At 71.9% G+C, this 23,421-nt stretch carries 14 protein-coding genes; 6 read left to right on the top strand and 8 right to left on the bottom strand.

The annotated features are described in order from the left end of the window. Nucleotides 1-441: 441 nt before the first annotated feature. Together IFR11_RS00540 and IFR11_RS00535 are read right to left on the bottom strand one after the other, a co-directional pair. On the bottom strand, nt 442-3,399 hold the full coding sequence (locus IFR11_RS00540; RefSeq protein WP_191914887.1) for a UPF0182 family protein: 2,958 nt from the start codon (nt 3,397-3,399) through the stop codon (nt 442-444). A gap of 43 nt (nt 3,400-3,442) precedes the next feature. Further along, nucleotides 3,443-4,570 (bottom strand): S16 family serine protease, encoded by a 1,128-nt coding sequence (locus IFR11_RS00535; RefSeq protein WP_191914886.1) that lies wholly within the window; start codon nt 4,568-4,570, stop codon nt 3,443-3,445. Nucleotides 4,571-4,756: 186 nt separating this feature from the next. On the opposite strand from IFR11_RS00535, the gene IFR11_RS00530 reads away from it, so the two are divergent. Then, complete coding sequence (locus IFR11_RS00530; RefSeq protein ID WP_244630523.1) at nt 4,757-6,196, top strand: zinc-dependent metalloprotease; 1,440 nt, start codon at nt 4,757-4,759, stop codon at nt 6,194-6,196. A gap of 789 nt (nt 6,197-6,985) precedes the next feature. Here IFR11_RS00530 and IFR11_RS00525 read toward each other — a convergent pair. Next, complete coding sequence (locus IFR11_RS00525) at nt 6,986-8,737, bottom strand: UvrD-helicase domain-containing protein (protein ID WP_191914885.1); 1,752 nt, start codon at nt 8,735-8,737, stop codon at nt 6,986-6,988. Beyond that, nucleotides 8,734-9,660: an NAD(+) diphosphatase gene (gene nudC, locus IFR11_RS00520; protein ID WP_191914884.1), complete on the bottom strand. Its 927-nt coding sequence runs from the start codon at nt 9,658-9,660 to the stop codon at nt 8,734-8,736. The genes IFR11_RS00525 and nudC overlap by 4 nt, the downstream gene beginning before the upstream one ends. Before the next feature lie 63 nt (nt 9,661-9,723). On the opposite strand from nudC, the gene IFR11_RS00515 reads away from it, so the two are divergent. Continuing rightward, on the top strand, nt 9,724-11,208 hold the full coding sequence (locus tag IFR11_RS00515; RefSeq protein ID WP_191914883.1) for a phosphotransferase: 1,485 nt from the start codon (nt 9,724-9,726) through the stop codon (nt 11,206-11,208). A gap of 215 nt (nt 11,209-11,423) precedes the next feature. Here the strand turns inward: IFR11_RS00515 and IFR11_RS00510 are convergent, their stop codons facing one another. Then, entirely contained in the window at nt 11,424-14,711 is a 3,288-nt protein-coding gene (locus IFR11_RS00510) for a UvrD-helicase domain-containing protein (RefSeq protein ID WP_191914882.1), read from the bottom strand. Next, the gene (locus IFR11_RS00505) at nt 14,708-17,893 is read right to left on the bottom strand and encodes an ATP-dependent helicase (RefSeq protein ID WP_191914881.1); all 3,186 of its coding nucleotides are present in this window, start codon (nt 17,891-17,893) and stop codon (nt 14,708-14,710) included. The genes IFR11_RS00510 and IFR11_RS00505 overlap by 4 nt, the downstream gene beginning before the upstream one ends. Nucleotides 17,894-18,152: 259 nt before the next feature. On the opposite strand from IFR11_RS00505, the gene IFR11_RS00500 reads away from it, so the two are divergent. Beyond that, nucleotides 18,153-18,377 (top strand): DUF3107 domain-containing protein, encoded by a 225-nt coding sequence (locus tag IFR11_RS00500; protein WP_055836269.1) that lies wholly within the window; start codon nt 18,153-18,155, stop codon nt 18,375-18,377. A gap of 11 nt (nt 18,378-18,388) precedes the next feature. Continuing rightward, nucleotides 18,389-18,676, top strand: a complete 288-nt coding sequence (locus IFR11_RS00495; RefSeq protein ID WP_055836266.1) for a hypothetical protein — start codon at nt 18,389-18,391, stop codon at nt 18,674-18,676. Between the two features lie 70 nt (nt 18,677-18,746). Here the strand turns inward: IFR11_RS00495 and IFR11_RS00490 are convergent, their stop codons facing one another. After that, on the bottom strand, nt 18,747-19,463 hold the full coding sequence (locus IFR11_RS00490) for a ferritin-like fold-containing protein (RefSeq protein WP_055836262.1): 717 nt from the start codon (nt 19,461-19,463) through the stop codon (nt 18,747-18,749). A 148-nt stretch (nt 19,464-19,611) separates the two neighbouring features. Here IFR11_RS00490 and IFR11_RS00485 point away from each other — a divergent pair, with 148 nt between their 5' ends. Next, nucleotides 19,612-21,054, top strand: a complete 1,443-nt coding sequence (locus tag IFR11_RS00485) for a DEAD/DEAH box helicase (protein WP_191914880.1) — start codon at nt 19,612-19,614, stop codon at nt 21,052-21,054. Nucleotides 21,055-21,325: 271 nt separating this feature from the next. On the opposite strand, the gene IFR11_RS00480 is transcribed toward IFR11_RS00485, so the two are convergent. Further along, nucleotides 21,326-22,186 (bottom strand): PHP domain-containing protein, encoded by an 861-nt coding sequence (locus tag IFR11_RS00480; protein WP_191914879.1) that lies wholly within the window; start codon nt 22,184-22,186, stop codon nt 21,326-21,328. 88 nt (nt 22,187-22,274) lie between these two features. Here IFR11_RS00480 and IFR11_RS00475 point away from each other — a divergent pair, with 88 nt between their 5' ends. Continuing rightward, nucleotides 22,275-23,306, top strand: coding sequence for an endonuclease/exonuclease/phosphatase family protein (locus tag IFR11_RS00475; RefSeq protein ID WP_055837825.1), 1,032 nt, complete (start codon nt 22,275-22,277; stop codon nt 23,304-23,306). Nucleotides 23,307-23,421 lie beyond the last annotated feature (115 nt).

Below are 23,421 nucleotides of genomic sequence, written 5' to 3'. Positions count from 1 at the left end.
CCCACCGTTGAGTGTCCGAGACACGCCGTTGCGGGCCGGGGTGATGCGGCGTGTCTCGGACACTCGACGGGGTGGGCAGCGCGGGGAGCGCGGCGCGGTGAGCGTGGCGTCGCGACCGTCACCGCGCACGGGCGGGCGCGGGATGCCGGCACTCCACCGTCGAGTGTCCGATACACGCCGTTGCGGGCCGAGGTAACGCGGCGTGTCGTGGACACTCAACAGGGTGGGCGCCGCGGTGAGCGCGGCACGGTGAGCGCGGCGTCGCGGCCGTCACCGCACATGAACGGGCCCGGGATGCCAGCACCCCACCGTCGAGTGTCCAAGACGCGCCGTCCCGGCCCGGGGCGACACGGCGTGTCTTGGACACTCAACGGGGATCCGCGGCGGCAACGACGACGCCGGCGCCCCGCGTGAGCGGAGCGCCGGCGTCGGTGAGCGGAATCAGCCCGCGGGAGTGGCCTCGGGGGTCGGGGTCGCCGACGGGTCGAGCGACACCGTGCCGCCCTGGCCTTCGCTCTCGAGGTCGAGCAGGCGCTGGACGGCCGCGGTGAGGCGGGCGTCCTGCGTCGCGAAGGCCGCGAGGTCTCCGCTCGTCAAAGCCGACTGACGCGCTTCGAGGGCGCTGCGTGCCTCGGCCAGCGCGGCCGCGTAGTCGCCGGCCGGAACCGTCGGGGTGGTGCCCCCGGTGTTCCCGGTGCCGTCGCCCTGGTCGGTCGGGGTGACCGTCTCGTCGCCGGTGTTGGCTCCGGAGTCGCCGCCGAACAGGGTGTCGAGCGCTTCGCTCAGGGTGTTCTCGAACGCGATCTTGTTACCGAACGCCACGAGGACTCGCCGCAGCTGCGGGAGCTTGGTGTCACCCGACGACTGCACGAACACCGGCTGCACGTAGAGCAGACCGCCACCGACCGGCAGGGTCAGCAGGTTGCCGTTGAGCACCTGCGACTGTCCCTGTTTCAGGATGTTGATCTGCGACGACACGTTGGTGTCGGAGTCGAACGTGTTCTGCACCTGTCCGGGTCCGGGCACCGTGGTCGACGAGTCGATCACCAGCATGCGCAATCGTCCGTAGTCGTCGCGCTTCGTGCCCTTCTGATCGCCCGCGTTCGAGTCGACGGCGAGGTAGCCCGTCAACACGTTTCGAGCCTGCCCGCCCTGCGAGGCTGGGATGAAGCTCGTGAACATCGAGTACGACGGGTCGTCCTGGCTCGGCATCTTCATGGTCAGGTAGTACGGCGGCTGGAAGGCGGCCGGGTCCTGCGGGTCGTTCGGCGTCGTCCACCGGTTGTCCTGCTGGAAGAAGGAGCGCGCGTCGTCGACGTGGTAGACGCCGAGCATCGAGCGCTGAACCTTCATGAGGTCGGTGGGATACCGCACGTGGCTCATGAGATCGGCGGACATGTCGGTCCACGGCTTGATCGTCGTGGGGTAGATGTTCTGCCACGCCTTGAGCAGCGGGTCTTCGTCGTCCCAGGCGTAGAGGCTCACGGAACCGTCGTAGGCGTCGACCGTGGCCTTGACCGAGTTGCGGATGTAGTTGATGTCATCCAGCGCGTAGGTGGGGGCCGGGTTGTTCGAGTCCGCGATGGCCTGCGACAGCGACACGCCCGACGAGTAGGGGTAGTTCGCGCTCGTGGTGTAGCCGTCGATGACCCACTTGATGCGTCCGTCGACGACCGTGGGGTACGGGTCGCTGTCGAGGGTCAGGTAGGGCGCGAGCTTCTGCACGCGCTCCTTCGGGTTGCGGTCGTACAGGATCTGCGACTCGGAGTTGACGTAGTCCGAGAACAGGATCTGCTCGGACTGGAACTTCAGCGCGTAGATGAGCCGGTTGAACACGTTGCCGACGCTCGGTCCGCCGTCGCCGGCGAAGGTCGTGCGGGTCTCGCTGCCCCCGTCGGCACCCAGCGGGTAGTCGAGCTCGATCTGCTCGCCGCCCTCTTCTCCGCCCACGATCGAGTACGCCGGCGACTGCTCGCCGAAGTACACGCGCGGCTCGTACTTGAGGTCGGTGAGGAAACCGGTGCCGGGGATGGCCTGCTCAAGGAAGACCGGGTCGCCGTCGGCGGTGCGCTCGTTGCCCGCCGCCGCCACCATGCCGTAGCCGTGGGTGTAGACGAGGGTCGTGTTCTGCCACGACGCGGCATCGCCCAGCTGACCGATGTTCAGTTCGCGCAGCGACACGACGGTGTCTTGCGTCTGACCGTCGATCGTGTACCGGTCGACGTCGAGCGGGGTGTTGAACTGGTAGTACGCACGGTACTGCTCGAGCTGACGCACGGTGGGGCCGATGATCGCGGGGTCCATGATGCGCAGCTGCGCGGTGGACTCGGCGTCGTTGCGCAGCTGACCGGCCTGGGCCTGCGTCTCGGCCTGGAAGTCCTCTTTCTCGACACCGTCGATGCCGTACGCGGCCTTCGTCCCGTCGAGGTTGCGTTGGTAGTACTGGCTCTCGAGGGCGAGCTCGTTCGGGCGCACCTGGAAGGTGTTCACCGCCCACGGGATCGCGGCACCGACGACGATCGCCGAGACGACCAGCAGCGCGGTGGCGATGAGCGGGTAGCGCCAGCGGCCGATGAATGCCGTGACGAAGAACGCCGCCGCGACGATGACCGCCGCGATCGCCAGGATCGTCTGTCCGGGGATGACGGCGTTGGCACCGACGTAACCCGGTCCGGTGATGCGCTCCGACGGCTCGACGAGCGTGCGGAAGCGGTCGAGCCAGAGGCTCGCACCCTGCAGCAACAGGTAGACACCGGCGAGGATCGCGAGCTGGATGCGCGCGGCCTTCGAGATGCGCAGTTCGCGCTGACCGACCCGCACCGAGCCGTAGAGGTACGACACCACGGCGGTGAGCAGCAGGCTGACGAGCACGACGGCCGAGGCGAAGCCGAGCGCGGCCGCGTAGAACGGCATCCCGAACAGGTAGAAGCCGGTGTCGAGGCCGAACTGGGGGTCGGTGACCGAGGTGGCGACCCCGTTGAACCACAGCCAGGTGGTCTCCCACTGGGCGGATGCCGCGAACCCGGCGAAGAAGCCGAAGAAGATCGGGATGCCCCACATCGCCAGGCGGCGCAGCGGCTCGACGACCTCCTGGTAGCGGTCGAGCTGCGAGCTCAGACGCGCGTAGACGGGGCGGAGTCGGTAAGCGAGCTGGATGACGCCCCACACAGGCACCGCCATCGCGAGGAAGCCCACGACGAACATCACGGTGCGCCCGATCCACTGGGTGGTCAGCACCTCCGTGAAGCCGAGCTGGGCGAACCACAGCCAATCGGAGTACAGGTTCGCGAAGACGAAGAAGGCGACGAGGAGAGCTGCGATCACCGCCAGGGTGATCGAGATGATCCGTCGTGAGCGGTTCGGGGGCGTGGCCTGGTTCGGCGCTGGGGTCGTGGTCACTCCCCCATCCTAGGCGCGCCCTTCTCGGGGTACGCCGTGAATGCTACGATCCCGAACCACACGTCGGGAGGGCGTCGAGATCGCCTCCGTCACGGATCGTCTGGAGCACCGTGAGCGACTCCTGGAGCGTCGAGGTGGAGAACACCCGGATGCCGTCGGGCACGTGGCCGACGACCTCGTTGCAGTTCGCCGCGGGTGCGAGGAACCAGGTGGCCCCGGCATCCCGTGCTCCGTAGAGCTTCTGTCGGATGCCGCCGATGGGGCCCACGTTGCCGTCGGCGTCGATCGTGCCGGTGCCGGCGATGTGCTGCCCGCCCGTGAGGTCGCCCGGGGACATCTTGTCGATGATGCCGAGGGCGAACATCATGCCGGCGCTCGGGCCGCCCACGTCGTTCAGCTGGATCTTGACGTCGACGGGGAGGTCGAACGAGAGCATGAGGCCGACGCCCAGCAGGTACTGCTGCTGGCCGTTGACGTCGGTCTGGCGCGGGGTGATCTCGACCGTCCCGGCTGCGCCGTCGCGCTCGTAGCCGATCGTCACCGGCGCACCGGCGGCCGCCTGCACCGCCGCTCGCACGGCGTCGACGTTCGGCGCCGTGACCCCGTCGACCGTGGTGAGGACGTCGTTCTGCTGCAGCAGGCCGGCCGCCGCACCCGAGTCGTCGACGGTTGCGACGGCGATCTGCTGCGGCACGTCGTAGCCCAGCGCCCGCAGCGCCGCGCCCGAGGACTCGACCTGCGAGTCGGTCATGAGGGCGGCGTTCTCGGTGTTGCGCTGCTCGGTCGTCTGCCCGGCGGGGAAGATGCGGTCGATCGGCACCACGGCGCGCGAGCGGTCGAACCAGGCCAGGGCGAGCTCGATCCACGACGGTGTGCGCTCGCGGTTGCCGCTGACCTGCACGGTGAGCAGGTCGAGCTGACCGGTGGAGGTGTCGTCGTCCTCGTCGGGCACGCTGATCAGCGGCACCTCCTCGCCCTCGGCGTTGGTCGAGGTGCCGAGGGTGTCGAACACGGGGCCGGGCTGCTGGATGACGTACGCCGACGGCAGGAAGGTCATCACGAACAGCAGGATCACGGCGATCGCGAGCGACCACAGGCCCGCGACGGTGCTGCGCCGCCACCGCTGCGGCGATGCGGGCACGACGGAGGCGTTGTCGTCGAACAGGGTCACGGTCTCAATCCTTTGCCGGGTCGTTCGCGCGCGGCGTAAGCGGCGAGGAGCCGTGCCGGGGGAAGCGGGGAAGCGTGCGACTAGCGTAGGTCGTGATCCCGATGACCCGGCTGAAAGGCGGCTGAAGTGGCAGACGACGACCGAGGCGCCGACGACCGGAGCCCCGAAGAAGAGTTCCAGGAACTCATGCGTCGCCTCATGTCGGGCGACACCAGCGGCATCGACCCCGAGCAGTTGTCGCGCCTGTCGGGCATGCAGATCGACCCGGCCATGCTGCAGCAGGTGATGAACCAACTGCAGGGCGCTTTCGCCGGCACGCAGGAGGGCGTCGACTGGAGCCTCGCCGAACGCCAGGCCCTGCACATCGCCAATCAGGACGGCCTCGGCGTGTCGACGGGTCAGCGCACCGACATCGACCAGGCGTTCACGCTCGCCGGTCTCTGGCTCGGCGAGGCGACGACGATCTCGGACCTTCCGCGTCCCCCGCGCGTGGTCACCCGCGGCGCCTGGGTGAGCGCGACCCTGCCCCTCTGGCAGGAGCTCGCCGAACCCGTCGCGACCAGCATCGCCGACGCGCTGACCGAGGCCCTCGGCCAGCAGGCACCCGACGACATGCAGGAGATGATCGCGGGCGCCGGGCGGCTCATGCGCACGGTCGGCGGTTCGCTCTTCGCCACGCAGCTCGGACACGTCGTCGGTCGCCTGTCGACCGAGGTCGTCGGCGGCGGCGATGTGGGCATCCCGGTCATGCCCGAGGGCGACGCGGCGATCCTGCCGCAGAACTTCGCGGACTTCGGTCGCGATCTCGAGATCCCCGACGACCAGCTCGCGCTGTACCTCGCCACGCGCGAGCTCGCGCACGCCCGCCTCTTCCGGCACGCCCGGTGGCTGCGGCTGCACGTCATCGCGCAGGTGCGCGACTTCGCCCACGGCATCCGCGTCGACACCGACGCCCTCGAAGACCTCGCCTCGCGCTTCGATCCGTCGCAGCCCGAAGAGCTGCGCGGCGCGCTCGAGAGCGGCGCGCTGCTGCCGGCGCGTTCCGAGGAGCAGACGGCGGCGTTGACGCGTCTCGAGAACCTCCTGGCGACGATCGAGGGCTGGGTCGACGTCGTCACCGAAGACGCCACCTCGCGCCTCCCGTCGGCCGCGCGCATCGCCGAGGCCGTGCGTCGACGCCGTGCCGTGGGCGGGCCCGCCGAGCAGGCGCTCGGTTCGCTCGTCGGGCTCGAACTGCGTCCGCGTCGCATGCGCGAGGCCGCCGCGATGTGGCGCTCCGTCACCGACGCCGTGGGTGTCGCCGGACGCGACGCACTGTGGGACTACCCCGACCTCATGCCGTCGGCCGACGACATCGACGACCCCGCCGCCCTCATCGCCCGTCTGACCGCCGCATCACGGGGCGAAGCGGCTCCCTCGGATGCCATGGACGACGCTCTCGCCCAGCTCATCGCCGAAGAGACCAGTGGCGACGGCCGCGACGGCGCGCCGGATGCCGATTCCTCGGCGGACGAGGCCCTCCCCGGCGACGTGCTCCCGGGCGATGTGCTCCCCGGCGACGACGCGCGACGCGACGACGACCGGCGCGACGACGACGGCACCCCGGGCGACCAGCGCCCCGTCTGATCGGTCGGCTCGGGTCGGCCGTCGCGCCGACCCGGGCATCGGTTCCCCGTCCCGTCCTCCCCACGCGCAATCCGGCGAGGATGGCTGGGGATAACGGCATCCGGGGTCAACCCCTGCGTCATGCTCGGGCGATGATCAGACTCGACCCCTCCGCTCCCCCGCTCTGGCGCCCCGACGGCAGCGTGCAGTTCGGCGCTCCGGCGATCGCGCGCATCCCCCGCGCCGACGCCTGGGTCGACGCCTGCGTCGCCGCCCTCGAAGAGGGCACGACGGCCCAGGCCCTGCGCGCCCTGACGCGTGTGCACGGCGGAACCGATCGCGATGCCGACGCCCTGCTCGCGCAGGTCTCGCCGGCGTTGCGCCGCGCTGGGCGTCACGCGCCGTTCGTGCTCCAGGCCGGCGACGACCTGTCCGCACGGGCGGTGCAGGCGGTGCTCGCGGCGCTCCCGCCCCGCACGCGCCTGATCGCCTGGGCGGGGCGCGTGACCGAGCCCGTCCCCCGGGGGACGCGGGTCGTCGTGCTCGCGTCGCACCGTGTCGATCCCCGCCGCGCGGCGATGTACGTGCGCGACGACGTCGTGCATCTGCCGCTCGCGCTCGACGGTGCGAGCGCCACCGTCGGCCCCGTCGTCTCCCCCGGGCGCACCGCGTGCCTCGCGTGCCTCGACGCGGTGACCCGCCACCACGACGAGCAATGGCCGACGCTCGCCGCGCAGTTGCTCGCGCGGCCCAGACCCGACGTCGACGCGGCGCTGGCTGCCGAGGCCGGACGCGCGGCGCGCTCGCTACTCAGCTCGCCGATCGCCGAGACGACACGGTCGGTGCGGCTGCGCGTCGATTCGTTCCGGCGGGTCTGGCAGCTGCATCGACCGAGTGCAGACTGCCACTGCCGATCTCTCGAAGGAACCTCGACGGCGAGCGTTCCATCCGGCCGCGTCCCCGTGCCCAGCTGACCGAGAGCGTGCGCGCGGCACGGGTGACCCCGACGTAGGCGAGTCGACGTTCTTCGTCGACGGCCTCGAAGGTCTTCGCGTACGAGATCGGCAGCAGGCCCTCGCTCACCCCCACGAGGTAGACGTGATCCCATTCCAGACCCTTGGCCGCGTGCAGCGTCGCCAGCGTCACCGTGCGCGTCGTCGGCTCGTGCTGGTCACGCGCGCGCGCCTGCAGGTCGTCGGTGAACGCACGGAGGTCCATATCGTTCGGGGCCTCTTCGGCCAGGCGCAGCAGCGCCGCCCGTGCCTCCCACGCTTCGCGGAGGGCGCCCCCGGCCTCGGGGGGATCGTCGGTGAGCCCCATGCCGCGCAGAACGTCACGGACCGTGGCGTGGAAGCCCGTCTCCAGCGGCGCCACCGACGCCGCGCGCAGGGCCATGAGCGCCTGCCGCACCTCGGGGAGGTCGAAGAACTTGCGCCCGCCCAGGACGGATGCCGCCACCCCCACCGCCGACAGCGCCGACAGCAGCGCCGCCGACTGCGCGTGCGAGCGGTACAGCACGGCGATGTCGTGCGGATCGACGTCGCGCTTCATCGAATCGGCGATGGATCGGGCCACGGCCGTGGCCTCGGCTTCGTCATCGTCGAACCCGCGGACGGTGGGGACGACGGCCTCGTCGTCGCGGGCGGCGACCAGTTCGAGGGCGCCCGCGCGGCCGCGCATGAGGTCGTTCGCGACGGCCAGCACCGGCGCACTGGAGCGATAGTTGCGTTCCAGGCGCACCACGCGCGCGTCGTCGTGGGTCCGCTCGAAGTCGAGCAGGTAGCGGGCATCGGCCCCGGTGAACGAATACACCGTCTGACTGGCATCGCCGACGACGCACAGGTCGCGGCGGTCGCCCAGCCACAGCTCGAGCAGGCGGTTCTGCAGGGGCGAGACGTCCTGATACTCGTCGACGGTGAAGTGCCGGTACTGCTCGCGGACGGCGGCGGCCACCCGCGGCTCCGCCTCGATCATGCCCGCGCAGGTGAGCAGCACGTCTTCGAAGTCCATCTGACGCCGCTCGTCCTTGAGCTTCTCGTACGCCCGCTGCAACGCGACCACCTGATCGACCCCGAGTCGACCGACCCCGTCGGGGCGCTCCGCGGCGTACTGCTCGACCGAGCGCAGGGTCACTTTGCGCCACTCGATCGAGGCGGCCACATCCCGCAGGGTCGCCGTGTCGGGCGCCAGCCCCACCCCGTCGGCCGCGTGCGCGAGCATGCGCACCTTGTTGTCGATGATCGAGGGTGCCTGGTCGCCCGCGAGGGTGGGCCAGAAGAAGTTCACCTGAGCCAACGCCGCAGCGTGGAACGTCCGCGCCGAGACGCCCGTCACCCCGAGCGCCCGCAGCCGCCCCCGCATCTCGCCCGCCGCCTTCGAGGTGAAGGTGACCGCCATGACCCGCTGAGGCGAGTAGGCGCCCGTGTCGACGCCGTGCGCGATACGCCGGGTGATGACGCGGGTCTTGCCGGTCCCCGCGCCCGCGAGGACGCACACCGGTCCGCGCAGCGCGCGCGCCGCCTCCAGCTGGTGCTCGTCGAGTCCGTCGAGGGGGCCGGTCACGCGTCGCCCCGAACCCAGCCGTCGATCAGACGCCGGGCGATGGAGGCGGGTCCGGGCAGCTGCACCGATCCCTCGCCGCGCAGGGCGGCGGCGATCTCGCCGCGATCGAACCAGCGCACCTCGACGATCTCGTCGCCGTCGGGTCGGGCCTCGGCGACGTCGACGGCCCGGGCCCGGAAGCCCAGCATGAGCGACCGCGGATACGGCCAGGCCTGGGAGCCGCGATACGCGATGTCGCGCAGGCGCACACCCGATTCCTCGGTGACCTCGCGCTCCACCGTCTCTTCGAGCGACTCCCCCGCCTCGCCGAAGCCCGCGAAGCACGAATACCGGTCCCCACCCCAGGCCGCGTTCGCGCCGAGCAGCACGCGGTCGTCGTTCTCGCCGCCGGTGACCAGCACGATCACCGCCGGGTCGGTGCGGGGGAAGTGCTGGCGGCCGCACGAGGGGCAGTGGCGCGACCATCCGGCCTGTCCGAGCAGGGTGCGGGCGCCGCAGGCCGGGCAGAACGGCGCATCGCGCAGCCAGCCGGCCAGAGCCACGGCCGTCGTGAGCACCTCGGCCTCGGCGGCGGGCAGATCGCCTCCCCCGCTGCGCAGCGCCATCCATGCGGCGTCCGGGATGCCGTCGAGCTCGGCGTCGTCGGCGAGCACGGCCAGGAGCACCCCCGCACCGTCGGCCGTCCTGCCCAGGAACGCCCACTCGAGCGCGTTGACGATTTCGGGCACGCTCACCAGTCGCAGGTGAGCGTCGGCGACGGGCGCCGCATCACGTCGGACGGCCAGCACGCGCGTATCGGCCGCCTCACGGAGGGAGTCGAGCAGATCGACGCGATCCCGCTCGATCGCCGATCGGTCGAAGGCCGAGCCGATCGGGTGGTCGTGCGACGTGTGATCGTGCGGCGAAGACGCGGGAAGCGGCATCGAACACCTCTCTCAAGGGCGTGGCGCGGGCGGGTGGGCGAGGGCCCGACCTACCCTGGGGGCATGGCACGCTCGCCCCTCATTTTAGCCGCGTCGGCGACGGCGGCACTGCCGCGCACCGCCATCACCCGCGTCAGCATCCTGACCGAGAACGCCGGCGGGAGGTTCGACACCGCCCTGGCGCGTACCGACGACGGACGGGAGCTCGTCGTGCGTATGCCGGCCGGCGACGACGACGGCGCCGACCTCGCCGCCGAGGCGCGCGCGCTTCACGCGCTCACCCCTGGTGTGCGTGCCCTGCTGCCCTTCGCGGTCCCCGAGGTCGCCGGCGAGAGCGGATCCGGCGCCCAGCGCGTGCTCGTGGTCGGGCACATCGACGGCTATCGCATCGACCCCGCGCACCTGCCCAAGGGCCCGGGGTACGCACCGGCGATCGGCGCTGCCCTGGCCGCCGTGCACGCCCTGCCCGTGTCGATCGTGCGCACCGACGGCCTGCCCGTGCGCTCCGCCGATCAGACGCGCGACGACGTCCGGCGCCTCCTCGACCGCGCCGATGCCACCGGCCGGGTCAGCGACGGCCTCATGCTGCGCTGGCGCCGCGCTCTCGAGGTCGACGACCTCTGGCGGTTCGAAGCGGCGGTCGTGCTCGGCGGCGCGACGAGCTCGTCGATCCTGCTCACCGACGACGACGACGGCGTGCCGCATGTCGTCGGCCTGCTGGACTGGGCGGGATTGAGCGTGGGCGACCCCGCGGTCGACCTGCGCTGGCTCGCCTCGGCCCCGCTGGCCACCGATGACGTCTACGCCGGTTACGCCTCCGGTGCGGAGCGCTCCCCCGACCCCCTGCTGCGAGAACGCGCGCGCCTGTACGCCGAACTGGAGTTCGCGCGCTGGCTCGTGCACGGCCACGACGCGGGGGAAGCCGACGTCGTCGCCGACGCCGTCGCCCTTCTCGACGCCCTCGCCGAGGGTGTGCGTGGAGACCACATCGTCCCCGACTCGCGCAGCGACATCGACGACGCCCTCGCCCTGGTCGAGAGCGTGCCCCCCCTGTCGGCGCCCGGGTCGGTCGACACCTCGATGCAGACCGACGCCTACGACCCCGAGGCGCTCTCGCTCTACCTCTCGGCCGAACGCGATCGGGCCGCGGCGGCCGAGGCCCTCGCCGACGCACTCGCCGCCGACCAGGATCCGGATGCCGAGACGGGGGCCCTCTCGTTCACCCCGCCCACCCCAAGCTCGACGGACGAGTTCTCCTCACCCGAGCCCGGCGCGACCGAGCCGATCGATCTCGACGGGTGGACCGAGACGCCCGGCACCGCGCCCGGACAGGCGCACGCGGGAGCCGACGAGCAGGCGAACGTCTCACCCGCCGCCGCACACGGCGACGGCGCGCTCCCCGGCTGGGCTCGGCACGACGAGCCGGCGCTGCGGGGCGGTGCCGTCGACACCGACCATGACGACACCGACCACGATGATGAGGAAGACGCTGCGCGCGCCAGCCGTGCGGCCCTCCGCCGTTGGGGGGTTTCGGGCGACGGGGCGTGACGCGCCCGCGCCCGTTTCGCGCGGCCTCAGCCGTCGCGCCGGCCCGCGCCTGCTCGGTGTAGGCGACCCGCTCGCAAGGCGCTCACCGTGATTGACCGGCCGGAGTCGAGCTCGCTGTGAGCGAGCCGCTCGCGCACTCGACACGTCCGCGCCGTAATCGATGAACGCGACCGGCCCGCGCCGCACTGTACGCGCGCCCCTCCCGCGCCGCCGCCTCAGCCGCGCAGCACGAGCTCATCGCCGACGTAGAACAGCGCGACGTCGATGCGGTCGAGGTCGATGCCGTGCTTGGCGTGATACGCCTCGCGGTAGAGCTCGAGCTGCACCATGCGCGCGGTGCGCTCGGCCTCGGTGCGCGGCGGACGACCGGTCTTCCAGTCGACGATCTCGTAGCGGTCCCCACGCCGGTAGACGGCGTCGAGTTTGCAGATGACGACGTGTTCGCGGCCGTCGAGCCGCGTCGTGACGAAGTCGATCTCGGTCTCGACCTCGAGCGGCATCAGCGGCGCCCATTCCGACCGCTCGAAGCACGCGCGCAGGCGCTCGAGTTCGGCCGCGTCGGCGGCCGATGCGCCCGCCTCGTCGTCGACCCACAGCGCGTCGTCGTCGAGGCCGATCCCCGCGCCCACCAACCCCGATCGCTGTTCGACCCAGGCGTGGAACAGGGTGCCCAGGCGCGTCTGACGGTAGGGGCGCTCCGGGAGGGGCCGGCGGAGCGCCTCGACCGCCTCGCCGTAGTCGGCGACGAAATCCTTGAATCGAGATGCGGGGATGCGCGTGGGCGCGGGTGTGTGGGCCGGACGCAACCGGTCGGCACGCTCAGCGAGAAGCAATGCGAGGTCGGGATCGGCATCGACCGGTCCCGACGTACGCGCGGCGTTCACCGCGGCCGCGGCAGCCGAGACGGCCGTGCGACGAGACCCGAGCGGGTCGAGCGGCCAGTGCAGCAGACGGCGCTCCCCGTCATACGGATCGTCGCCCGGATCACCGATCTCGAGGTCGATGCCGAGCGCATCGGTCGCCTCGTCGAGGAACACGCTCGGGCGGCGCGGACGCTTCGTCCCCGACCAGCTCGATCCCGAGAGCATCAGATGGTCGCGGGCACGGGTGAAGGCCACGTAGGCGAGTCGGCGATCCTCGTCGAGTTGCCGCGCCCGGTTGTCGGCGACGAAGGCGTCGATGGCGGCCTTGAGGTCTTGCTGGGTCTCGGCACCCCGCCACCCGAACACGGGAAGCCAGGCGGAATCACCGCGGAACTCCGCGGGAAGGATGCCGAACCCCAGCCATCCCTTCGTGTCGCGTGCCAGCGACGGGAGCTCGTCGGTCACCAGGCGCACCACCGAGACGGCATCCCACTCGAGCCCTTTCGAGCCGTGGATCGTGAGCAGTTGCACCACGTCGTCTTCGGGCGGCTCGGTGCGCGGGGCGAACTCATCGGCCTGCTCGGCGTGATCGAGCCACGCGAGCAGGCTCGACACCGACCCCGACTCGTCGGCGGCGAGGAAGCCGCGGATCTCGTCGACGAACGCGCGCAACTGCGCCGAGGCGATGCGGGCGGGGCCGCGCGATTCGTTCGCGGCGAGCTCGATGTCGAGACGCAACTCGACCTCGATCAGTCGCAGGAGCTCCGGGATCGGTGCGCCGACGCTGCGCCGGAGCGCCGCGAACACGGCGCCGGCGTCGCGCAGCCGCGCGCGCCCCTCGGGGGTGATCTCGGCCAGCCAGCCGTGGCCGTCGGTCTGACGCGTGAGGAAGTCGAGCGCGTCGACGAGTGAGGCCCGGTCGGCCCCCGGCGTGGAGCGCAGTCGGTCGACGACCTCGGGGGCGAGAGGCTGCAGGCCGACGTCGTGCGTGGCGAGGCGTCGTGCCAGCTGCGCCAGGGCGCGAAGATCGGCCAGGCCCACGGCCCACCGCGGGCCCGACAGCAATCGGATGAGCGCCGACCCGGCCTCGGGGTCGCTGATGACCCGCAGGGCCGAGACGACGTCGACGACCTCGGGGGTGGTGAGGAGCCCCCCGAGACCCAGGATGCGATGAGGGATTCCGCGGCGACCGAGCGCGTTGCCGAAGCGCACCATGTGCTTCTTGCTGCGGAAGAGGATCGCGCCCGTCGTGGGGCGTCCCTCGGCCGCGCGGGCGGCGCGGACCCCGACGAACCACGACGCGACGCGATCGGCTTCGGCGTCGAGGTCGTTCTCGAAGACCACGTCGACGACGCCCGCCGGCGCGCCGGGGCGCGGGGCGAGTTCGCCCACCTCGACCGCCGCGCGCGCGGCGAGGGGGGCGAGGACCGCGTTGGCCGCCCGCAGCACCGCCGCGCTGTTGCGCCAACTCGTCAGCAGCGCGAAGTGCCGGCATCCCCCCTCCGGGGCGAATGCCGCGGGGAATCCGCCGAGGTTGCCCGCACTGGCGCCCCGCCACCCGTAGATGGCCTGGTGGGGATCGCCGACGGCCATGACCCCGGTCCCGCCGAACAGCGTCGCGAGCAGGTCGGTCTGCACGACCGAGGTGTCCTGGTACTCGTCGAGGAGCACGACCCGATACCGCGCGCGGAGTTCGGCGACCACCGCCGGGTGCTCCCGGGCGATGCGCAGCGCGCCCGCCACCTGATCGGCGAAATCCATCACCCCGACGCGGGCCTTCTCGCGGTCGTAGTCCGCGGCGAGGGCGGCGAGAAGCGAAAGCGCCGACACTTTCGCCGCGGCGTCGCCCACCTCTTTGTAGACGCTCACGCGGGCCGACGTCGAGGGGCGCTCGACGATGCGCGCGAACTCGTCGGGGAACGCGGCGAGACGCTCGAGGTCGACCAGGTTGTCGACGCCGTCGCGCGCGATGCGCAGGGCGGCGTCGATCAACGTGCGCGGGGATTCCTGTCGCTCCTCGAGTCTCGGGTCGTCGGAGGCGAACACCACGCGCCGCATGAGCAACCAGGCCGCCGACTCCGACAGCACCGCCGATTCGGCGTCGCGACCGATGCGCACGCCGTGCTCGCGCACGATCCCGTCGGCGAAGCTGTTGTAGGTCGAGACGGTCGGCCGGTGCAGCAGCTGGTCGCCGTCGTGGGCGTCGTCGGCGTGCGCACCGACCTCGGCGGCCAGCGCGTCGAGCGCCTCGCGACGAGCGGCATCGCCGCGGGCACCGTCGAGGGGGGCCAGGTCGGCGAACACCGAGAGCCGACCGGACTCGTGCAGGGCCGGGAGGAAGGGCAGCAGCCCGCGCGCCTCGAACTCGGCCAGTCGCTGCAACCGGCGCTGGATGCGCTCGGCGAGCTCACCCGCGGCCTTGCGGGTGAAGGTGAGTCCGAGAATCTCGTCGCGGCGGACGAGGCCGTTCGCGACGAGCCACACCACGCGTCCGGCCATCGTCTCGGTCTTGCCGCTGCCGGCGCCCGCGACCACCAGCGCCGGGGCGAGTGGGGCTTCGATCACCGACGTCTGTTCCGACGTCGGCGGGAACTGCCCGAGGGCGGCGGCGATGACCGCCGCCGAGACGGTGTCGCTCACGAGGCGCTCACCGCCGACACCGTGTGGATGCGGCACAACCCGTACGAGAACTCGTCTCGGCAGTGCACCTCGTAGGGCGCAGCGAAGCTCGTGCCCCGCATCACACCGACGGCGCGCTGCACGCGGCTGACGAAGTCGGCGCGCTGCGCGTCGTCGAAAGGCTTCTGCAAGGGCTCGGCGTACTCTTTCGTCGCCGCCGTCGGGCGCAGCACGAGCAGCTTCGCGCCTCCCGGGGCGAGGCCGGCGACCGGCTCGATGGCACCCGACGAGAACGCCAGCTGGTACGCGGCGAGCTGGGGGTTGTCGGCGACCTTCGCGTCGGTCTGCGGTTCGTTCTTGCCCGTCTTGAGGTCGACGATCACGACCTCGCCGCTCGGCGTCAGTTCGACACGGTCGATGTCGCCGCTGAGTACGGCGCGGTGCTCGGCCGCGTCGTCGAGGGGGATGGGCACCTCGAAGTGCCGCTCGGCGCCGATCAGGCGCCCACCCGCGTCGTCGAACCGGCGGAGGTAGGTCGCGAGCCGTCGCACGAGTTCCCGGGCGCGCGTGCGTTCCGCCCGCTCGCGCCACGCGGCGTCGAAGACCAACTCGCCCCAGCGCTCGTCGACCACGGCCCACAGATCGCCCTCGGAGATGGATGCCGCGGTCTCGAGCGCCGCGTGGATGATCGTGCCGATGCCCGCCGTCGTGCCGCCTCGGTCACCGCCCAGATCGGCGATGACCCAGTCGAGCTCGCACTCTTCGAGGGCGTGCAGGCGCGACGGCGAGACCCGCACGTCTTCGCGGGTGAGGTCTCGAAGCGGCGCGGTCGAGGTCGGTGCGGCGACGCCGTACCACTCGTCGGGGGCCGCACCGGCCACCCCCGCCGCCGCGAGGAGGGCGAGCTGGCCGGCGGCGTGCGCGCGATCGGCCGGCGGGACCCGGGGCACGGTGAGCGCACGCCGATGACGCGCGACGAGTCCCCGCAGCGACAGGGGGTGCTCCGGGATCGCCGCGGCGGGCTCGGGGGTGGGGAGCATCTCGAACAGCACGCTCGGACCGGTGTCGTCGTCGTCGACCGAGGTCACCACGAGCCGCGCGTTCGCTCGACTGATCGCGCGCACGAACAGTCGCAGCTCGTCGTGCATCGCGGCGCGGCGGCGGTCGAGCATGCCCGAGACGGGGAGGTCGGGCTGCTGGACCGCGTCGGCGAGACGCCACGTCTCGAGCAGACCGCCGCGCAGCCGGGTGTTGGGCCAGACACCGTCTTGCACGCCGGCCACGATCACGGTGTCGAACGCGGTGCCGGCTGCGGCGGCGGGCGTGAGCACGCGCACCGTCTCGGTCACGGCGGGCTGCTCGATGCGATCTTCGGCGACGTCGCTGTCGAGCACGGAACGCAGGAACACGGCGGCTTCTCCGTCGGGCTCGCGTTCGGTGAACCGCTTGGCCGCCTGGAAGAGGGCGACGATCGCGTCGAGATCGCGATCGGCCTGCTCGGCGAGCGGACCGTGCCCCCGCGAGGCCTCGCGCCACACCCGCGCCAGAGCGCTGCGCTCCCAGGCGGTCCAGAGCAGTTCGTGCGCCGTGGCCTTCGCCTGCGTCTGCGCCCGCAGGGCCGCCAGTGTCTCGCCCAGTCGAGCCGCACGTCGCCCCTCGCGGGTGTCGACGGTCTCGAGCTCGAGGGGGAAGCGCACGCCCGAGACCAGCAGCTCGCTCGCGGTGCGGGATCCTCCCGACGACAGCTCGTCGTGGCGGAGCGCGGTGCGAAGGCGCCGGAGTTCGATGGGATCGAGGCCGCCGAAGGTTCCCAGCAGCGCATCGGTCACGGCATCGGCCGCCCACCCGTCGGGGTCGCGCATGCCCAGCTCGACGAGCGCGACCAGGTCGCGCACCGGACGCTGCACCCCGAGCGCCAGACCCGGGCCGCTCGAGCGCGCCGGCACCTCGCGCGCCGCGAGCTCGGCCTCGAGCGTGGCCACTTGGCGGGAGTCGTGCGCGATGACCGCGCACTGCGACCAGGGAATCCCGTCGAGCACGTGCCGTTCGCGCAGCAGACGCGCGATCGCGTCGGCCTCTTCGGCGGGAGAGCGCAGCAGGTAGGTGCGCACGGCTCCGGCGGGCGCAGCTCCCACGGGCGCCCGCCGGTGCGCCACGACGCCGGCCGCGCCGATGCGCGCCGCCACCTGCCGCACCAGGTCGATGTGTTCGGGGGTGCCGCGGTGGGGCTCCCCCAGCGCGGCCGTCGCGCCCAGCTCTCGAGCGAGTCGCGCGAAGTTCTCGGGGGTGGCGCCGCGGAAGGCGCCCGAGCCCACGTCGGGGTCACCGAAGGCGACGACACCGATCCCGAGGTCGCGGCAGGCGCGCAACAGGTCGATGCCGCCCGCGGTGAGCTCTTGCGCGTCGTCGACGAGGACGCAGCGCAACGACGAGAACCGCCCGAGCAGATCGCGCTCCCGGCGCGCCTCCCCGAGCACGGAAACGGCCTCGCGGGCCAGGTCGGCGGCGTCGCGGTGCGCTCCGCGCATCGAGGCGCGCACCGCGCGGTACTCGTCGGCGAACGAGGCGAGTGAGGCCCACACCGGGAGCTCGTGCTCTTCGGCCAGTCGCACGAGGGCAGCGGAGTCGACGCCCAGGTCGGTGCACTCCGCGAGGAACGCGCGCAGATCGCCGCGAAAACCGCGCGTCGCGCGAATGGCCGGGCCGAGCCACTCCGGCCATCGCGAGACGCCCTCGGCCTCGTCGAGCGCATCTCCGTCGAGCAGGTCGCGGATGATCTGGTCCTCATCGCCGCCGGTCAGCAGCTGGGGCGGTTCGGCACCGCGACGCACCTCGGCTCCGCGCACCAGGTGGAACGCGAACGACGCCAGCGAGCGCGCCAGCGCGCCCGACGTCGCCCGTTCCACCGCGAGGGCGAGTGGATCGCGCAGCGCCGTCGCCGCCGGCCGCGTGGGGGTGAGCACGAGCAGATCGTCGGGGTCGACACCGGATGCCACGAGCACGCGCACGCGCGACAGCAGGGTCGACGTCTTGCCCGAGCCCGGGGCACCGACCACCACCCCACTGGCCTCGGCCGGCCACTGGACCACCGCGCGCTGCGCGTCGTCGAGCCGGTCGAGGGCGATCGCCGCCGGTGATCCACCCGCGAGACCGTCGCCGCGGGACACCTCGGAGGCGAGCGCGGCGGCGGCGGAGATCTGCATGGCATCCACGCTAACGGCGACCTCCGACATCACCGGCCGCGCCAGGTCTGCCGCGAGGCGCCTCGAGAGACGCCCCTCCCCGAGCGGCGGTCCCGTGCGCCCTGTCACCGCGCCGCTCGCATGAGAGGCCGCCCGCTCCAGAACCATCGCGTTCGCCATCCGCGAAGCGGGGGCCCGCGCGGGACGCGGTGTCGGAGGGCTGCCCTAGAGTCGGAAGCACGCGCCGGGCCGACCGCGGCCCGCGGGGAAAGGACGCATCGTGGAGATCCGTATCGGCATCACCAACACCGGCCGCGAGCTGAACTTCGAGACGAACGAGAGCTCGGACGCCGTCAAGTCGGCGGTCGCCGCCGCCCTCGACAACTCCGCCAGCCACGTCGTCTTCACCGATGTGAAGGGCAACACCTACCTGGTTCCGACCGCGAACCTCGCGTTCGTCGAGTTCGGCACCGAAGAGGCCCGTCGCGTCGGCTTCGTCGCCTGAGAGAGCGCCCCGTGCAGATCCTGCTCGGTCTGATCGTGGGGGCCGTCGTGGGCCTCGCCGCCCACGTCGTGCTCCCGCATCGGCAGCTCCGCGGCGCGGCCCTCGCTCCGTTCGCGGGCGCCGCGTCGGCTGCGATCGTCTGGACCGCCCTCACGTGGGCGGGCCTGGGGATCGACTCCCCCGTGCTGTGGCTGGTCGTCGTCCTCGCTCCCGTGGCGACGACGTTCTCGCTGGTGCCGGTGATCTCGCGTGCGCGGCTGAATCGCGACGCGGCGGACCGCGCCGAGCTCGGCATCTGAGGGCGGTACCGCGCTCCTCGCCCACCCCGATGGCGCGCACCGGCACCGCCGCGCGCCCGTGGCCCGCTTCTTACGCGGCGAGCCCCATGGCATCCATGCGTCGCGCGTGCGCCCCCATCAGGCCGCTGAAGACCGGTTCGACCTTGGCCTCTTCGTCGCGGTCGAGGTGACCGTTGCGCAGGCCGGCGCGAGCCACCAGCAGGGTGTCGCCCACCAAGCGTCGCCCCCACAGTGCGAGCAGCCAACGCCACTCCTCGTCGCTCTGGATCGTGGCGCCGAGGATCTCGACGATGGCCTGGCGGTCGTCGTCGGCCTGCAGAATGCGGGCGACACGTCGCCCGGTCTCTCCGTAGCTCGACGACAGGGCCAGGTAGAAGTCGTCGAGCATGCCGGCGGTGATGTGCACGGTCAGCATCGTCTCTTGCGGACGCACGCCGTGCGTGTTGCGACGGAAGGCGTCGAGCGACTCGCGGAACGGCAGCATGAGCTGGGTGGGGTCGGCGCCGCGCTCGCGGATGAGTCCCACCAGCTCCTGGTGTTTGATGAGCGCCGCTCCGGCCGCGCGTGAGAGGGACTCTTTCTCGGCGAGCTCGGGCGTCGAGGCGATCAGTTCGCTGAGCGTCTCGAAGAAGCCGAGCTGCAGGTACGCGGCCTGCCCGAGAAAGGTCTCGACCTCGGGCGCCAGCTCGGCGAAGTCGACGCGGAGGGCTTCGCCCAGGTCTCCGCGCGAGCGCAGCTGCAGAGTGCGGCCCACGGGGCGCTGACGACGACGGAACCACGCGAACACGCCTACAGCCTAGGCGTCGGGGGCCGTCGAAACACGCCGGGTAGAGTGGAACAGCCCCGGCGATGGATCGGGGCCCCGCGCCTGCGGACGAGTAAGGGCGTGGATTCGACTCCCCAGGCGGTCTCTCACCGCCGGAACAGGCACGCACATGACCACATTCTCCGATCTCGGTGTCGACCAGGACATCGTGGATGCCCTGGCATCCAAGGGCATCATCGATGCCTTCCCCATCCAGGAGCAGACGATCCCCCTCGGCCTTCCGGGGCAGGACATCATCGGCCAGGCCAAGACCGGTACCGGCAAGACGTTCGGTTTCGGCATCCCCGTCGTCCAGCGACTCGGCCTGAATCCCGAGCCCGGGGTGAAGGCGCTCATCGTCGTGCCCACCCGCGAGCTCGCCGTCCAGGTCTACGAAGACATGGACATGCTCACCTCGAACCGCTCCACCAGCGTCGTCGCCATTTACGGCGGCAAGGCCTACGAGGGTCAGATCGACCAGCTCAAAGCCGGCGCGCAGATCGTCGTCGGCACCCCCGGTCGACTGATCGACCTCGCCAACCAGCGTCTGCTCGACCTGTCGAACGCCACCGAGGTCGTGCTCGACGAGGCCGACAAGATGCTCGACCTGGGCTTCCTCGCCGACATCGAGAAGATCTTCTCGAAGGTCCCCCCGGTCCGTCACACGCAGCTCTTCTCGGCGACGATGCCCGGGCCGATCGTCGCGCTGGCCCGCCGGTTCATGTCGAACCCGATCCACATGCGCGCCTCCGACCCCGACGAGGGCCTCACGCAGGCGAACATCAAGCACCTGGTCTACCGCGCGCACTCGCTCGACAAGGACGAGATCATCGCGCGGATCCTGCAGTCCGACGGCCGCGAGAAGGCCGTCATCTTCACGCGCACGAAGCGCGCCGCCCAGAAGCTCGTCGACGAGCTCGGCGACCGCGGCTTCAATGCCGCCGCCGTCCACGGCGACATGAGCCAGGAGGCGCGCGAGCGCTCGATGGCCGCGTTCAAGGCCGGCAAGCGCGACGTGCTGATCGCCACCGACGTCGCCGCGCGCGGTATCGACGTCAACGACGTCACGCACGTGATCAACCACACGATCCCCGACGACGAGAAGACCTACCTGCACCGCGCGGGCCGCACAGGTCGCGCGGGCAAGACCGGCATCGCCGTGACGTTCGTCGACTGGGACGACCTGCACAAGTGGGCGCTCATCAACCGCGCGCTCGAGTTCGGCCAGCCCGAGCCGACCGAGACCTACTCGTCGAGCCCGCACCTGTTCACCGACCTCGACATCCCCGAGGGCACGAAGGGTCGTCTCGTGACCGCCCCGAAGGCCGTCGTCCCCAAGGTCGAGAAGAAGACCGAGGGCCAGGATGCCGAGGGCGAGCGCGGTCCGCGTCGTCGCCGTCGCGGACCCTCGTCGGGCGAGTCCACCGGGGAGAGCACCCCCCGCGCCGAGGGCGGTGCCGGCACGCACGACGGCGCCGGCAAGGAGCACCACGACGGCAACGCGGCCCCGCGTCGCCGCCGTCGTCGTCGCGGCAGCGGAAGCTCGGGAACCCCGACGGCCCCCGTCGCCTGACCCGCACGTCGACACGGCGCCGATCCCTCCGGGGGTCGGCGCCGTTCTCGTTTCCGGGCGCACCAGCTGCCGGGAGACGCCCGCATGCGGTGTGCGCGAGCGACGTCGCCGAGCAGCGGAACGGCGAGAGCGAGGTGACGAGCGGAGGAGATGCAACGAGCGGAGGACGCGAGAGCGCTCCCTCGTGCTCCGCTCGCCCCACGTCCTCCGCTCGTCACCCAGCCCCACCGCAGGGATGCCCGCCACGGCCCCCGCCGCCGACCGCGGTCCCTTACGGGAAGACCGGCGCCGTGCCGTGGCCCATCGCGAAGATGCGCGCGACCATGTCGTCGGCCGTCGTGTTCTCGCCCGGAACGTTGGGCTTGCCGAGGCCGTGGTAGTCGCTCGATCCGGTCACGATGAGACCGTGGCGCGCGGCGAGGTCGGCGAGCAGCGCCGTGGGCTCGGGCAGGTTCTCGCGGTGGCCGAGCTCGAAGCCGGCGAGTCCCGCGTCGAGCATCGCCTGCGTCACCCCGTCGGGCAGCAGCGCGCGTCCCGCCGGGTGCGCGACGATGGGCACGCCGCCGGCACCGACCACCAGCTCCACCGCCGTCACCGGATCGGGAGCGTAGAGGGCGACGTAGTAGTCGCCCGCGGGATGCAGGATGCCGGCGAACGCCTCGGTGCGATCGGTCACGATGCCCCGTGCGACCAGGGCGTCGGCGATGTGCGGGCGTCCCACTGTCGCCCCGTCGGCGGTCTGGGCGACGATGTCGCCCCAGGCGATGTCGTAGTCGTGGGAGATGCGCTCGGCCATGATCTGCGCGCGATCGAGGCGCGAGGAGCGGATCCGGTCGGTCATGGCACGTAGCGCGGTGTCGTCGGGGTCGACCAGGTACGCCAGCAGGTGCACGCTGCGCCACCGGTGGCGGGCCGAGAGCTCCATGCCCGGAACGAACGTCATCCCGAGCGACGTCGCCGCCTCGGCGGCCTCGGCCCAGCCCGACGTCGTGTCGTGGTCGGTGAGGGCGGCCGTTCGCAGGCCGTACCGGTGTGCCGCCGCCATCACCTGGGCGGGCGGTTCGGTGCCGTCGGAGTGCGAGGAGTGCAGGTGCAGATCGCTCGGCCCCTCGAATCGACGATCACGCTGCACCCGTCGAGCGTAGCGCGCGGTCCCAGGCCCAGGGCATGCCCGGTCGGCATCGGTCGATCTCTCAGACGGCTCCCTTAGGGTCGGGTGCGTGCGTCGGTTGTTCGGATTCCTCGTCGCGCTCGTCGTCGCGGCGGGTGCCGCGGTGCTGACGTGGCCGGCGTTCTTCGGCCTGGAGCGCACCTTCCCCCTGGCGCAGATCATTTCGTTCCGCGCCGCGCTGGCCGCCGTTCTGGTGGCCGCGACGCTGCTCATGCTGCTGTTCGCCCTGATCCGTCCGGTGCGGGTGCTCGCTCTCACCTTGGCGCTGGTCCTCGGCCTCGCGGGCGGGATCAATGTCGCCCTGCTCGCGCAGCGCGGCCTCGGCACCGAGGCGCTCCCGGCGAAGACCGACACGAGCCTGCGCATCATGACGTGGAACACCGCGGGCTCGGCCACCTCGGCCGAATCCATCGCCCAGTTCGCCGTCGGCATGCAGGCCGACGTGGTGACCCTGCCCGAGACGACCATCGACACGGGCGCCCGCGTCGCCGAACTCATGCGCGACATGGGTCAGCCCATGTGGGCGCACCACGCCGAGTACGGCGAGTACGGCATCACCGGATGGGATGCCACCTCGACGACCGTGCTGATCAGACCGGAGCTGGGCGACTACTCCGTGATCCAGTCCTCGCTCGACGGTTCCAGCAACACCTCGACGGTGCCGAGCGCGGTGGCGATGCCGACCTCGGGCGACGGCCCCATCATCGTCGCCGCCCACGCCGTGGCACCGCGCGAGGAGTACATGACCGAGTGGCGTAGCGACCTGCAGTGGCTGGCCGATCAATGCGCGAGCGACAACGTGATCCTCGCCGGCGACTTCAACGCGACGCTCGACCACATGACCGGCATGGGCGTCGACGGCGGAACGCTGGGTCGCTGCCACGACACGGCGTCCGCGAGCGGGAACGGCGGTGTCGGCACGTGGCCGACCGACGCCCCGGCCCTGCTCGGCGCCCCGATCGACCACGTCATGGCGACGCCCGACTGGACCGTGTCGGGCTCGGTCGTCATGCGCACCCTCGACGGGTCGGGCAGCGACCACCGCCCCATCGTCGTTCAGCTCGAGCGCACGGGCGGCTGAGCCGCCCCCGGCCCGAGCCCGTCGACGGACTCGACACGCTCCCCGCGCGCCCCCGGCCGCCGCGCTCCCGAGCCCGCTTCACGCTGTCGCCATGCGAGCCGGCCCCAGCGGTGCG

Source organism: Microbacterium sp. CFBP 8801, from assembly GCF_014839455.1.
Lineage (GTDB): Bacteria > Actinomycetota > Actinomycetes > Actinomycetales > Microbacteriaceae > Microbacterium.
Note: the sequence above shows the minus strand (reverse complement) of the source record. Positions and strands in the feature narration are given on the sequence as shown.

Coding starts and splice junctions, on each gene's coding strand:
- IFR11_RS00530 (WP_244630523.1), top strand. CDS start 4,757: ATGCGTCGCCTCATGTCGGGCGACACCAGCGGCATCGACCCCGAGCAG.
- nudC (WP_191914884.1), bottom strand. CDS start 9,660: ATGCCGCTTCCCGCGTCTTCGCCGCACGATCACACGTCGCACGACCAC.
- IFR11_RS00515 (WP_191914883.1), top strand. CDS start 9,724: ATGGCACGCTCGCCCCTCATTTTAGCCGCGTCGGCGACGGCGGCACTG.
- IFR11_RS00505 (WP_191914881.1), bottom strand. CDS start 17,893: ATGCAGATCTCCGCCGCCGCCGCGCTCGCCTCCGAGGTGTCCCGCGGC.
- IFR11_RS00485 (WP_191914880.1), top strand. CDS start 19,612: ATGACCACATTCTCCGATCTCGGTGTCGACCAGGACATCGTGGATGCC.